This window comes from Sphingomonas sp. CFBP 13714 (genome assembly GCF_014842205.1).
Taxonomy (GTDB): Bacteria; Pseudomonadota; Alphaproteobacteria; order Sphingomonadales; family Sphingomonadaceae; genus Sphingomonas; species Sphingomonas aerolata.
Genome location: NZ_JACYVG010000002.1, coordinates 79,307 through 93,271, shown reverse-complemented (window position 1 = coordinate 93,271; position 13,965 = coordinate 79,307). Strand labels below are relative to the sequence as shown.

The 13,965-nt window shown below is 64.1% G+C and carries 8 protein-coding genes; 3 read left to right on the top strand and 5 right to left on the bottom strand.

What is annotated here, in order from left to right:
• Window positions 1-370 precede the first annotated feature (370 nt).
• Window positions 371-1,792, top strand: coding sequence for a deoxyguanosinetriphosphate triphosphohydrolase family protein (locus IFT54_RS04725; RefSeq protein ID WP_192069795.1), 1,422 nt, complete (start codon window positions 371-373; stop codon window positions 1,790-1,792).
• Window positions 1,776-2,555, top strand: coding sequence for a hypothetical protein (locus tag IFT54_RS04720; protein ID WP_192069794.1), 780 nt, complete (start codon window positions 1,776-1,778; stop codon window positions 2,553-2,555). The genes IFT54_RS04725 and IFT54_RS04720 overlap by 17 nt, the downstream gene beginning before the upstream one ends.
• 202 nt (window positions 2,556-2,757) lie before the next feature.
• Here IFT54_RS04720 and uvrA read toward each other — a convergent pair whose 3' ends face one another.
• Complete coding sequence (gene uvrA, locus IFT54_RS04715; protein WP_192069793.1) at window positions 2,758-5,652, bottom strand: excinuclease ABC subunit UvrA; 2,895 nt, start codon at window positions 5,650-5,652, stop codon at window positions 2,758-2,760.
• 152 nt (window positions 5,653-5,804) lie between these two features.
• Between uvrA and IFT54_RS04710 the strand changes: the two genes are divergently transcribed.
• Window positions 5,805-6,296 (top strand): hypothetical protein, encoded by a 492-nt coding sequence (locus tag IFT54_RS04710; RefSeq protein ID WP_192069792.1) that lies wholly within the window; start codon window positions 5,805-5,807, stop codon window positions 6,294-6,296.
• 40 nt (window positions 6,297-6,336) lie between these two features.
• On the opposite strand, the gene IFT54_RS04705 is transcribed toward IFT54_RS04710, so the two are convergent.
• The 4 genes from IFT54_RS04705 to IFT54_RS04690 all read right to left on the bottom strand — a co-directional run bounded on the left by IFT54_RS04705 (window position 6,337) and on the right by IFT54_RS04690 (window position 13,956).
• Window positions 6,337-6,999: a DUF4893 domain-containing protein gene (locus IFT54_RS04705; protein WP_342354761.1), complete on the bottom strand. Its 663-nt coding sequence runs from the start codon at window positions 6,997-6,999 to the stop codon at window positions 6,337-6,339.
• Window positions 7,000-8,107: 1,108 nt separating this feature from the next.
• Window positions 8,108-9,502: a dihydrolipoyl dehydrogenase gene (gene lpdA, locus IFT54_RS04700; RefSeq protein ID WP_192069791.1), complete on the bottom strand. Its 1,395-nt coding sequence runs from the start codon at window positions 9,500-9,502 to the stop codon at window positions 8,108-8,110.
• Between the two features lie 127 nt (window positions 9,503-9,629).
• Window positions 9,630-10,889, bottom strand: coding sequence for a 2-oxoglutarate dehydrogenase complex dihydrolipoyllysine-residue succinyltransferase (gene odhB, locus IFT54_RS04695; RefSeq protein WP_192069790.1), 1,260 nt, complete (start codon window positions 10,887-10,889; stop codon window positions 9,630-9,632).
• Window positions 10,890-11,016: 127 nt separating this feature from the next.
• Window positions 11,017-13,956 carry a 2-oxoglutarate dehydrogenase E1 component gene (locus tag IFT54_RS04690; protein ID WP_031440110.1) on the bottom strand — a complete coding sequence of 980 codons (2,940 nt, stop codon included), beginning with the start codon at window positions 13,954-13,956 and terminating at the stop codon, window positions 11,017-11,019.
• Window positions 13,957-13,965 lie beyond the last annotated feature (9 nt).

Here is a 13,965-nt window from a genome sequence, read left to right as displayed (position 1 = left end):
GTAGTAGGACAGCCCCACGGGGCGGTCATTCCGTACCTTTTGGCGAGGTGTTTCGTGCAATTCGGCGGCGGGGCGGCGGTGGGGGGCCGGATCGGGCGGCAGAGACGGCGCGACTCGGCCGAGGGGGTGCAGGGTCAGGCAGCAGGAAACGGTGCGGGTTGATCCCGACGTGCGCGCGGAGTTTCGCGAGGGCGGGTCGGGCTGGCGGTGGAATGGGCCGCTGCCTGCGGCAGTTGATAGTCATCCTGACATCCGAAAACCACCGCTGATCACAACATCACCCCCTCGGAACGTCTTGAGAACGAATATCAGATTATGGTTGTTGAGCGGTGAGCTACGATCGGGCATGTGTCACCGGAAGGATAAAAACATGGCATCGATTTGGTCAAATGCGCGTTTCCCAGAGACCGGTGCAAGCACATTTGCCGATCCAAATGAGCACCGATCACATTTTCAACGCGACTACGATCGGCTACTATTTTCAACTCCTGTACGCCGTCTCTCCGACAAAACTCAGGTTTGGCCGATGGACGAAAATGATGGGGTGAGAACCCGTCTGACGCACTCACACGAAGTTGCGAATCTAGCAAAGTCTATCGGAACCAGAATTTATGAAAAAGCCCCTGGACTATTTACCGGTGTACATTTGTATGATGTCGTACAACCTATTCTATCGTCCATTGGGCTAGTTCATGATTTAGGGAACCCCCCATTCGGGCACCAGGGCGAGCAGGCCATCAAACAGTGGTTTCTTGAACGCAGCGACTGGATCTTTTCAAGGCATTCGCGAGACGGTGAAGGGCTAATGCCAGTCCCGTTGGAATTACGTTCAGAGTTTTTAGACTTTGACGGAAACCCACAGACATTCAGGCTCGTTACAAAACTTCAAACTTCAGTTGCGAATGTTGGATTAGGATTAACCGCCGCAACGTTAGCCGCGTCTCTAAAATACCCGATCGGTGCTCGACAACAGGATAGTGCTTCAAAGACACGAAAAAAGTTTGGGTATTTTGGATCGGAGGAAATAATTGTTCAATGGCTTCGAAACGAAACGGGCCTGACTGAGGGCGACAGACACCCCCTTACGTGGATTATGGAAGCCTGCGACGACATTGCCTACTCGGTTTTGGACGTTGATGACGCAATGAAGAAAAATGTCGTTTCGCCAGATGATGTGATTGAGTTGATATCAAGCTGCAACATACTCAATAAGTCACAGGCGTATATCGACATTCAAGGCCACTTTACGAAAATTAGAAGTGCAGGACATCGACCAGAAATTGCACGAGATATTAAGATTGGATATTTGCGTGCTACTTTTATCAGTGCGTTGATACGCGAAGCTAGCGATAAGTTTATTACGAACGGAGCCGCCATATTTGATTTCAAATATGAAACACCCCTGATGGATGGAAGCGACCTTTGCGATAAGCTCAAAGATGTCGCTCGCCAGTACGCGTTTGGGGCACCCAGCGTGCTCCGCATGGAAGCTAAGGGAGCAGAAGCCATTCACGGCCTAATGTCCGTTTTTTGGAACGCAATTGCACAGCGGAAATTACACGGCGACATGACCTCCCGAAGGACAAGTCCCGTCAGCAAATACGCGTACTCACTAATTAGCCCGAACTATATAGAGGATGCCATTAGAACCCATGACGCTAAGGATACGGCAGGTTCTATTCGTTATCGCGAACTCCGCCTCCTGACCGACATGATATCGGGCATGACAGACACTTTCGCAATTCGGTTGTGGCAAGATATTAGGCAGTTGGACGATGTTGGTACCAAATGACTTATACGATCTCAAACGAAGAATTGATCGATACTTGTGGGATGATGACTCATTGCCATTGGTTCGTCTTCGCGAGATTCTAAGCAAAAATTTCTTAGACTTTCCGGATGTGGCAATTGTTGGTGGGATGGTGCGCGATTTTGCAAGACGAGGGCCAGACTTATTTAAATCAGATATCGACTTAGTTATAGAAGCAAAATCCGAGGATGTTGCTAAGTTGGCGGCCCGCCTTGGGGCGGCAAAAAACCGCTTTGGCGGCTATGCTTATCAACATCCTTTGTGGAAGGTGGATTTTTGGGCCCTAGAAACAACTTGGGCTGCAAAAAATGGCCACGTTGAAGTAGCGACCGTACGCGATATAACTCGCTGCACGTTCTTCGATTGCGACTCTTCGGCCTATGGCCTAAAAGACAAAAGAGTCTATGCCTCGCCCAATTACCTTAATAAATTAAAGCGGCGGGTTATCGATATAAATTTGCGCCCTAACCCAAGCATTAATGGAAACTTGCTCCGCGCCATAAGACGAATAATGCTCTGGAACTTGCAGCCCGGCCCCGATTTACGAGATTTTATAGAGCGCCATCTAAACGACGAGAGCATGCGTCAGATATCGATCGCAGAAAATTCTCTTTATTCCAATCCAATAGTTCAGAATTATGAAAACTCCAACATGCTACTGCGGCAAGTAAATTACCGATCGGGCCGGGATGTTCTCGACGCTTCGTTTGGACATCAACTTGAGCTTCCATTTAGTTCAATTTAAAGCACCCCGCTTCTCTAGCAACGGCGGCAGACACTTGCCCGTGAAGTTGCTCTTGGCCTTCGCCACCTTCTCCGGCTTGCAACGCCGCTAACCTAGCGCGGTTGTCGTTCCGCGATCCTGATCGGTCGGTTGGCAGGCGTGGCAGACCTTCCTTTACGCCCCTCTCCCCAGCCCTCTCCCCTGAGGGGAGAGGGCGTTTGGGTCAGGCCGCCACCACCTTCTTCTCCAGCAACGGCGCCAGATACTTGCCCGTGAAGCTGCCCTTGGCCTTGGCGACCTTTTCCGGCGTGCCTTCGGCGACGATCTCGCCGCCCTTGACGCCGCCCTCCGGCCCCAGGTCGAGGACCCAGTCGGCGGTCTTGATGACGTCGAGATTATGCTCGATCACGACGACGGTGTTGCCCTGCTCGACGAGCGCGTGGAGGACCTCGAGGAGTTTGCGGACGTCCTCGAAATGCAGGCCGGTGGTGGGCTCGTCGAGGATATACAGCGTGTTGCCGGTCGCGCGGCGCGAGAGTTCCTTGGCGAGCTTGACGCGCTGCGCCTCGCCGCCCGAGAGCGTCGTCGCCTGCTGGCCGACCTTGACGTAGCCGAGGCCGACCTCGACCAGCATCGCCATCTTGTCGCGGATTGGGGGGACCGCCTTGAAGAACTCGGCGGCGTCCTCGACAGTCATGTCGAGCACGTCGGCGATGCTGTGGCCCTTGAACTTCACCTCGAGCGTCTCGCGGTTGTAGCGCGCGCCGTGGCAGACGTCGCACTGCACATAGACGTCGGGGAGGAAGTGCATCTCGATCTTGAGCACGCCGTCGCCCTGGCACGCCTCGCAGCGGCCGCCCTTGACGTTGAAGCTGAACCGGCCGGGCTTGTAGCCGCGCGCCTGGGCTTCGGGCAGGCCGGCGAACCAGTCGCGGATCTGCGTGAAGCTGCCGGTATAGGTGGCGGGGTTGCTGCGCGGGGTGCGGCCGATCGGCGACTGGTCGATGTCGATGACCTTGTCGAGATATTGCAGGCCGGTGATCTTGTCGTGCTTGCCCTGGACGATGCGCGCGCCGTTGAGCTCGCGCGCGGCGGCGGCGTAGAGCGTGTCGATCGTGAAGCTCGACTTGCCCGACCCCGAGACGCCGGTGACGCAGGTGAAGGTGCCGAGCGGGATGCTCGCGGTGACGCCCGTCAGGTTGTTCGCGGTGGCGTTGTGGACGGTGAGCTTCTTGCCGTTGCCCTTGCGCCGCGTGGCGGGGACCGGCACTTCGCGCGTGCCGTTGAGATAGTCGGCGGTGATGCTGCCCTTCGACTTCAGGATCTGTTTCAGCGTGCCCTGCGCGACGACCTGGCCGCCGCGGACGCCCGCGCCGGGGCCCATGTCGATGATGTAATCGGCGGTGCGGATCGCGTCCTCGTCATGCTCGACGACGAGCACGGTGTTGCCGAGATCGCGCAGGCGGCGCAGCGTCTTGAGCAGCATGTCGTTGTCGCGCTGGTGCAGGCCGATGCTGGGCTCATCGAGGACGTAAAGCACGCCCGACAGGCCGCTGCCGATCTGCGACGCGAGGCGGATGCGCTGGCTCTCGCCGCCGCTGAGCGTGCCGCTGGTGCGGTCGAGGTTGAGATAGTCGAGGCCGACATTGTTGAGGAAGCCGAGGCGCTCGACGATTTCCTTCAGGATACGCTCGGCGATCGCGTTCTGCTGGTCGCCGAGATGCTGCGGCATGTCGGTGAAGAACTGGAGCGCGTCGACGACCGAGAGGTGGGTCGCGTAGCTGATGTCCTTCATCGCGATCTTGACCGCGAGCGCTTCGGGCTTCAGGCGCGCGCCGCCGCAGACCTCGCACGGGGCGGCGGACTGGTATTTGTTCAGCTCCTCGCGCATCCACGCGCTCTCGGTCTGGAGCAGGCGGCGGTTGAGGTTGCCGATGACGCCCTCGAACGGCTTGGAGACGTCGTATTTCTTCTTGCCGTCGATGAAGGTGAGCGTGACGGGCTTGCCCTTCGAGCCGTGCAGGATGACGCGCTGGACCTCTTCGGAGAGCTCGCCCCAGGGGGTCTCGATGTCGAACTTGTATTCGCGCGCGAGGCTGCCGAGGACCTGCATGTAATAGGGCGACGGCGGGTTGGACTTCGCCCAGGGGACGACCGCGCCCTTCTTGATGCTGAGCATGTGGTTGGGGACGACGAGGTCTTCGTCGAACAGCAGCTTCTCGCCGAGGCCGTCGCAGGCCGGGCACGCGCCCTGGGGGGCGTTGAACGAGAAGAGACGCGGCTCGATCTCGGAGATGGTGAAGCCGCTGACCGGACAGGCGAACTTCTCGCTGAAGACGATGCGGCCGTCGGGGGCGTTGCTGCCGAGGATTTCGGACTTGGGGGTGTGCGGCTCGACCGGGTCGGCGGGGTCGACATAGGCGAGGCCCTCGGCGAGCTTCAGCGCGGTTTCGAAGCTCTCGGCCAGGCGCGTGGCGATCTCGCCGCCGACGACGAGGCGGTCGACGACGACCTCGATGTCGTGCTTGTACTTCTTGTCGAGCGCGGGCGCCTCGTCGATGTCGTGGATCGTGCCGTCGATGCGGACGCGCGTGAAGCCCGCCTTCTGCCACTCGGCGAGTTCCTTGCGATACTCGCCCTTGCGGCCGCGGACGACGGGCGCGAGCAGATAGAGCCGCGTGCCCTCGGGGAGCGCCATGACGCGGTCGACCATCTGGCTGACGGTCTGCGCGGCGATCGGCTCGCCGGTCGCGGGGGAATAGGGGATGCCGACGCGCGCCCAGAGCAGGCGCATGTAATCGTAGATCTCGGTGACGGTCGCGACGGTCGAGCGCGGGTTGCGTGACGTCGTCTTCTGCTCGATCGAGATGGCGGGCGAGAGGCCCTCGATATGGTCGACATCGGGCTTCTGCATCAGTTCGAGGAACTGGCGGGCATAGGCGGACAGACTCTCGACGTAGCGGCGCTGACCCTCGGCATAGATGGTGTCGAAGGCGAGGCTCGACTTGCCCGAGCCGGACAGCCCGGTGATCACCGTCAGCGTGTCGCGGGGGATGTCGATATCGACGTCCTTGAGGTTGTGTTCACGCGCGCCGCGTACGGAAATCTTGGTCAGCATAAAGAAGTCTGTTCCACATTTGTTCGGACGCGACAAGCCCGGGAGGGCGCCGGGCGGGTGCTCGCAAAGATGGGTAACGCCGAACCATTGTCCAAGGTGCCGACGATAGTTACATAGTGTATTGTTAGTACAATACAGTGCTGGAGACCGAGATGGGCAAGAAGAAGGAGCGTCGCGAACGCGAGGCGCGGGAGCGCGAGGCCGAGACGGGCGCGACGAAAGGCGATGGGTTCGAGGCGCGCTGGTCTGCCAAGGCGGGCAAGCATGGCAGCGCGGCGCCGTTCGCGGGGATCGCGGCGGCACTGACGCGGCAGATGGGCACGCCCGCGGGACGCCAGGTGATCGCGGCCGGGCTGATGATGGCGGCGACCGCGATCACGGCGAAGGATATGCGTGGGGCGACGCCGCCACCTGCACCGCCCGAACCACCGAAGCCGCCCAGGCCGCCAGAACCCTCGGCCGAGGCTTCGCCGGAGGCTCCGGGCGCGTCGACGGCGGGCAGCGGGCCGTTCGCGGGCGAGACGCCAGAACCGCCCAGGAGCGACGCTGCTGCGCTGCCGCCCGAATTCGCCAAGGTGATCGACTCGTTCGCATCGGGCGTGGAGCGGTTCGCGGCGAACTTCGCCAAGCCGCCAAAGGGCTGATGCTTCCGATCCTCCCCCGCAAAGGGGGAGGATTCTGCGCTCAGCGCGGCGTCGCGGGCGTCGCAGGCGGCACCGGGACCAGCTCGTAGAGATCGAGGATCGCGCCCTGCCCCGCGCGCGTCATCACGAGGCGCCAGCGCAGCGGGCCGACGCGTTCGACGACGCCTGCGACGTCGCGCGCGGGGTTGGTGCCATAGGGCGGCGCGACCTGCGCGGGCGTGGTGCGGACGGTGCCGAGGAACACCTGCCGCCGGTCGCTGTCGGGGTGCAGCCAACCACCGGGCAGCGTCGTGCCGGTCTGCTTGGTGAAGGAGAGCCCCGCGCCGTCGCCGTCGACATAGCAGAAATCGGGCGCGAAGCTCGCATAGCCCGCCCGCCCGCCGAGCCGGACCAGCCGGCAGCGATAGGAACCGGGCGACAGCGCGGGCAGGTCGAGCGCGCCTGCGGGATCGAGCAGCGCACCCTCGGCCGCGATCTTGCCCGCCAGCCGTCTGGGCACCGCGGCGCGCGCGCGCGTCCAGCTGTCGCCGAGTGCCGCGAGCCGGGCGCGGTCGTCGGGCGTCGCGATCGTCGTCCAGTTTGGGGCGACCGGTACGGGCTCCGCCGCCACGGCCGGGGCCTTGCCCGCGCTACCGCCCCGGGGCTGCGTCGCGCAGCCGGCGAGACAGGCCGTTCCTACCGCCAGGATCATCAACGCACGCACGGGCAGGCTCCTTGCACGGCCGGTCGCGACGATGGCGTCGCCGCGGCGTGGAGACGAGTGGCTATGCCGGGCTGGTAAACGGATTGCTAACAACTGCACTAATCTGGCTCAGTTTCGACCCGAGGTGAGGGATGGATGCGGTGAGGTGCGGGTGAGCGGTTGGTGGAGGTTGGCAGGGTACGAGGCAACCCCCTGCCTGTCGTCATTTCGGCCCGAACCGGGACTCAGGGCAGCGGGCGGGCGCGCTTGTGGTTCTGGGTACCGGCTTTCGCCGGGATGACGGGGGGGGGGGGGTGTCGCGGGTGAGCCAGCCGCGGTGGCCGGGCGATCGACTGGTTGAGAGACATATTGCGCCCACCTCTTCCGTCATCCTGGGCTCGACCCAGGATCCAGAGCCGTGGGGGGTTGCGCTTGCGGCTCTGGATCCTGGCTTTCGCCAGGATGACGGGAGGGGGCGGGTTGTGGCGGGTGCGGGAGCGATTTTGTGGCGCCTCCCCTTCCCGTCATCCCGGCGGGCGTCGAGACCGATGGTCGCGGACCGGGTTATGACGGCACGGGATCGCCGGGTCCGCCGTAACCATGGGTCCCGGCGTTCGCCGGGATGACGGATGGGGTGCGGGTCGTTGCGGCTCCGCGGGGGGTGTGGGGGCGGGCTGCTCCAGAGGAGATCACTGCGAGTCCGGGGGCTGCGGGTGCGGACTGCCGCTGGGCGGACGCCGCGGCTCCGGCTCTGCGGGTGTGACTTTATCGCTCCCACCCCCATCCCCCGTCATCCCGGCGGACGCCGGGACCCATGGTCGCGGGCCGGGTTATGACGGCGCGGTATCGCCGGGTTCGCCGTAACCGTGGGTCCCGGCTTTCGCCGGGATGACGGATGGGGGGTGCGGGTCGCTTATGGGGTTTGGGCTTGAGAGCGTGGACGTTTCGCGCGCGATCGGGAGACGTGGAGAGGGCGCCGGTGGGGTTTCCACCGACGCCCTTCCGAAACGCAGCTTGAGCGGGCTTGGCCGGACAGGGGCGAAGCCCCTGTCGTCGGACGGCGCTGGAGCGCCGCCGGCCGGTCTGACCGCTGGGTGCTAGGCCGTAGCTTCGCTACGGCCTTGCGCGGTCAGATGTGGATCGGCTTGCCCTGTACTGCCATCGCCGCTTCCTTGAGCGCCTCGGCATGCGTCGGATGCGCGTGGCAGGTGTAGGCGATGTCTTCGCTGGTCGCGCCGAATTCCATCGCGATGGCGGCTTCGGCGATCAGCGTGCCGGCGAGGCTCGAGACGATCCAGACGCCAAGCACGCGGTCGGTCTTGGCATCCGCGATGACCTTGACGAAGCCGTCGGTGTCGCGGTTGGTCTTGGCGCGGCTGTTGGCGGCGAAGGGGAACTTGCCGACCTTGATCTCGGTCAGATCCTTCGCAGCCTCTTCCGTGAGGCCGACGCCGGCGATTTCGGGCATCGTGTAGACGACGGACGGGATGACGTCCTCGTTGACGATGCCGGTCTGGCCGGCGATGTTCTCGGCCACCGCGACGCCCTCGTCCTCCGCCTTGTGCGCGAGCATCAGGCCGGGGACGCAGTCGCCGATCGCCCACACGCCGTCGACCTTGGTCTTGAAGCTGTGGTCGGTCTCGATCTGGCCACGCTTGTTGAGCTCGAGGCCGATGGCTTCGAGGTTGAGGCCGTCGACGTTCGCCTTGCGGCCGATCGAGACGAGCACCGCGTCGGCGGTCATCGTCTCGGACGCGCCGCCCGCGGCGGGCTCGACGGTGACGGTCGCGACGCCGTTGTCGACGGTCACACCGGTGACCTTGGTCGAGAGCTTCAGCTCCATGCCCTGCTTCTTGAAGAGCTTGGCGCTCTCACGGCGGACTTCGCCGTCGAAGCCGGGGAGGATCTGGTCGACGAATTCGACGACCGTGACCTTCGCGCCGAGGCGACGCCAGACGCTGCCGAGTTCGAGACCGATCACGCCGCCGCCGATGACGACCATGTGCTCGGGCACCTTGGGGAGCGCGAGCGCGCCGGTCGAGTCGACGACCGTGGTCTGGTCGACCTCGACGCCGGGGAGCGGCATGACGCTCGAGCCGGTGGCGATGACGATGTTCTTCGCGGTGACCGTCTGGCCGTTGACGTCGACGGTGTGCGCGTCCTGGAACGCGGCCTTGCCCTTGAGCCAGGTCACCTTGTTCTTCTTGAACAGGAACTCGACGCCGCCGGTCAGTTCCTTGACGGCCTTGGCCTTCTCGGCGTGCATCTGGTCGAGGTTGAGCGTGACGCCGGTGAACTCGACGCCGAACTTAGTCATGTGACCGGCCTTGGCCTCCTCGTACAGCTCGGATGCGTGGAGCAGCGCCTTGGACGGGATGCAGCCGACGTTGAGGCAGGTGCCGCCAAGCGTGTCGCGGCTCTCGGCGCAGGCGGTGCGCAGCCCGAGCTGTGCGGCGCGGATCGCGGCGACGTAGCCGCCGGGGCCTGCGCCGATTACGAGGACGTCATAGTCATAGTCAGCCATTGTCGCTTCTCTCTTACTTCCCCGGCGCAGGCCGGGGCCCAGTTGGGAGATATATGGGGAGGGCGAGGCGCTTCGTCACCGCGGCCTTCCCCACTGGGCCCCGGCCTGCGCCGGGGTGGTTAGATACTTACAGGTCGATCAGGATGCGCGTCGGATCCTCGATCGCGTTCTTGAGCGCGACGAGGAACGTCACGGCTTCGCGGCCGTCGATCAGGCGGTGGTCGTAGCTGAGGGCCAGGTACATCATCGGGCGGATGACGATCTGGCCGTTCACGACGACCGGGCGCTCCTCGATACGGTGGAGGCCAAGGACCGCGGACTGGGGCGGGTTGATGATCGGGGTCGACATCAGCGAGCCGAACACGCCGCCGTTCGAGATGGTGAAGGTGCCGCCCTTCATCTCGTCCATCTTGAGCGCGCCGTCCTTGGCGCGCTTGCCGAAGTCGCCGATCGTCTTCTCGATCGTCGCGACCGACATCTGGTCGGCATCGCGGATCACGGGGACGACGAGGCCGCCCGGCGACGAGACCGCGACCGAGATGTCGGCGTAATCATGATAGACGATGTCGTCGCCGTCGATCGACGCGTTGACCGATGGGATGTCGCGCAGTGCCATGGTCGCGGCCTTCACGAAGAAGCCCATGAAGCCGAGGCGGACGCCGTGCTTCTTCTCGAACAGGTCCTTGTACTTGGCGCGCGCCTCGATCACCGCGGTCATGTCGACGTCGTTGAACGTCGTCAGCATCGCGGCGGTGTTCTGCGCTTCCTTGAGGCGCTTGGCGATCGTCTGGCGCAGGCGCGTCATGCGGACGCGCTCTTCACCGCGGCCCGAGGCTGCGGGCGCTGCGGCCGGTGCGGGCGCAGGTGCTGCGGCCGGAGCGGGCTTGCTCGAGGCGGCGGCGGTCACGTCTTCCTTGGTGATGCGACCGTCGCGGCCGGTGCCCTTGACGGTGCCGGGGTCGACGCCGTGCTCGAGCACCGCGCGGCGGACCGACGGCGAGAGTGCTGCGGGCGAGTCGCTGGTGCCGGCGCCGGGCTGGTCGCCGTAGCCTGCGCCGGACTCGTCCTTGGCGGGCGCCGCGGGCGTTGCGGTCACGGCGGGCTCGGGTGCCTTGGTAGGAGCTGGGGCGGGCGCTGCGGCGGCGCCGTCGCCCGAGTCGATCGTGGCGAGCATCGCGCCGACCTGGACCGTGTCGCCGACTGCGACCGCGTGCTGGCCCATGACGCCGGCGACCGGCGAGGGCACCTCGACCGAAACCTTGTCGGTCTCGAGGCTGGCGATGGGCTCGTCGACGGCGACGGGATCGCCGGGCTGCTTCAGCCACTCGCCGAGGGTGGCTTCGGTGATCGATTCACCCAGGACGGGGACGGTGACTTCGGTTGCCATTTTCTCGGTTCCTCCACCCCGGCGTAGGCCGGGGTCCAGTTACGAAACGCTGATTGGCCGGCGTTTCGCTCAATTATATCTACCATCCCAACTGGGCCCCGGCCTTCGCCGGGGTGGTAGAAAAGGTTCAGTTCGCGCGGGTGCGGCGGATCTCGTCGCGGACGCTGTGGCCGAGCGCGTCGGCGACGAGTGCGCCCTGCTCGGCCTGGTGACGCTTCATCAGGCCGGTCGCGGGCGAGGCCGAGGCGCTGCGCCCGGCGTAACGCGCACGCTTGACCGGCGAATTCACGCTGGCCAGCGCCTCCTCGATCAGCGGCTCGACGAAGAACCAGTAGCCGTTGTTCTTCGGCTCTTCCTGCGCCCAGACGATCTCTTCCAGGTTCGGCATCTTGGCGACGCGCTCGGCGATCGGGTTGCCGGGGAAGGGATAGAGCTGTTCGACGCGGACGATCTGCGTGTCCGTATCGCCCGCCGCATCGCGTGCCTCGATCAGGTCGTACGCGACCTTGCCGGTGCACAGGACGAGACGCTTTGTGTCGACATCCGCCGCACCGTTGGTGTCGGACAGCAGGCGACGGAAGTGGCTGTCGCCCTGGAAGTCCTCGGCGTTCGACACCGCGAGCTTGTGACGGAGCAACGACTTGGGCGTCATCACGATCAGGGGCTTGCGGAAGTTGCGGTGCATCTGCCGGCGGAGCAGGTGGAAATAGTTCGCCGGGCTGGTGCAGTTCGCGACCTGGATATTGTCGTCCGCGCAGGACTGGAGGAAGCGCTCGGGACGGGCCGAGCTGTGCTCTGGCCCCTGCCCTTCATAGCCGTGCGGGAGCAGCATCACGAGGCCGTTGGCGCGGAGCCACTTCGACTCGCCGGACGTGATGAACTGATCGATCATGATCTGCGCGCCGTTGACGAAATCGCCGAACTGCGCCTCCCAGAGGACGAGCGTCTTCGGGTCGGCGAGCGCATAGCCATATTCGAAGCCGAGCACGCCGTATTCGCTCAAGGGGCTGTCGAGCACCTCGAAGTTGCCGTGCTCGATCTCCTGCAGCGGCACGTACTTGTGCTCGTCGGTCTGGTCGACCCAGACCGCGTGACGCTGCGAGAAGGTGCCGCGGCCCGAATCCTGGCCGGACAGACGGACGCCGTATCCTTCGGAGAGCAGGCCGCCGAAGGCTAGCGCTTCGCCGGTCGCCCAGTCGAAGCCCTTGCCCGACTTGAACATCTCGCGCTTGGCATCGAGCACGCGCGCGAGCGTCTTGTGGATCTTTACGCTCTCGGGAACGGTCGTCAGCGTGCGGCCGAGCGAGTCGAACAGCTTCTGGCTGAGACCCGTCTCGACGTTGCGGCGCGCGGACGCACCGTCGGTCGGCGCGCTGAGGCCGGTCCAGCGACCGCCGAACCAGTCCGCCTTGTTCGGCTTGTACGACGCACCCGCCTCGAACTCACCCTCGAGACGGAGTGTGAGCTGCTTCACATTCTCGTCGATCCAGGGCTGGTCGATCACGCCTTCCTTGATCAGGCGGTTGCCATAGACCGAGCTGACGCCGGGGTGCTTGCGGATGATGTCGTACATCAGCGGCTGGGTGAAGGAGGGCTCGTCGCCCTCGTTGTGACCGAAGCGGCGATAGCACCACATGTCGATGACGATGTCGCGGTGGAACTTCTGGCGGAATTCCATCGCCATCTTGGTGGCGAAGGTCACCGCCTCGGGATCGTCGCCATTGACGTGGAAGACCGGCGCCTGGACACCCTTGGCGACGTCGGACGGGTAGGGCGACGAGCGCGCGAACTGCGGGCTGGTCGTGAAGCCGACCTGGTTGTTGATGATGAAGTGGACGCAGCCGCCGGTGTTGTAGCCGCGAATGCCCGAGAAGCCGAGGCACTCCCAGACGATCCCCTGCCCCGCGAACGCCGCGTCGCCGTGGATCAGCACGGGCAGCGAAGCGACATGGTCCTTCAGATCGTTGTTGAGCGTCTGGATCGCGCGCGTCTTGCCAAGCACGACCGGGTCGGCAGCCTCGAGATGCGAGGGGTTGGCGACGAGGCTCATATGAACCTTGTGGCCGTCGAACTCGCGGTCGGTGCTGGTGCCGAGATGGTACTTCACGTCGCCCGAACCACCGATGTCATCGGGGTTGGCCGAACCGCCGGCGAATTCATGGAAGATGACGCGCAAGGGCTTCGCCATCACGTTGGCGAGCACGTTCAGACGACCGCGATGCGCCATGCCGATGACGATCTCGCGCACGCCCATCTGGCCGCCATACTTGATGACCGATTCGAGCGCGGGGATCATCGATTCGCCGCCGTCGAGCCCGAAGCGCTTCGTGCCGACATACTTCTTGCCGAGGAATTTCTCCCACTGCTCGGCTTCGATGACCTTGTTGAGGATCGCCTTCTTGCCGTCGACGGAGAATTCGATCGCCTTGTCCTGGCCCTCCATGCGCTCCTGGAGGAAGCGGCGCTCCTCGACATCGGCGATGTGCATGTATTCGAGGCCGACATTGCCGCAATAATTCTTGCGCAGCGTGTCGACGAGCTCGCGGATGGTCGCCCATTCGAAGCCCATCGTGCCGCCGAGATAGACCTTGCGGTCGATGTCGGCGTCGGAGAAGCCGTGATATTCGGTCTTCAGATCCTCGGGCATCTCGCGCTTCGAGAGACCGAGCGGATCGAGATTGGCGGCGAGGTGACCGCGGACGCGGTAGGTGCGGATCAGCAGCTGCGCGCGGATCGCGTCGGCCGCGGCCTTGGCGATCTCGTCCTTCGAGACGGGCGCGGGCGCGGCGGCGGCGGGAGCAGGCTTGCCGCCACCCTTTGCGGGCTTGGGCGCGGGCTCCATCTGGGTCGGGTCGAGCGCCGCGGTGAGATCGTCCGTGGTGGTCAGCGGCCAGCGCGCGCTTTCCCAGCTCGGGCCCTGCGCGGAGCCTTCGAGCCCCTCGAAGAACGTCCGCCAGCCGGATTCGACCGAGGCCGGATCGGCGGTGAACTTGGCGTAGAGCGTCTCTACGAACGCCGGGCTGACGCCGGCTGCGATATCGCTGAAATCCTGGCCTTCGTAGCCCATGTCGTTCGT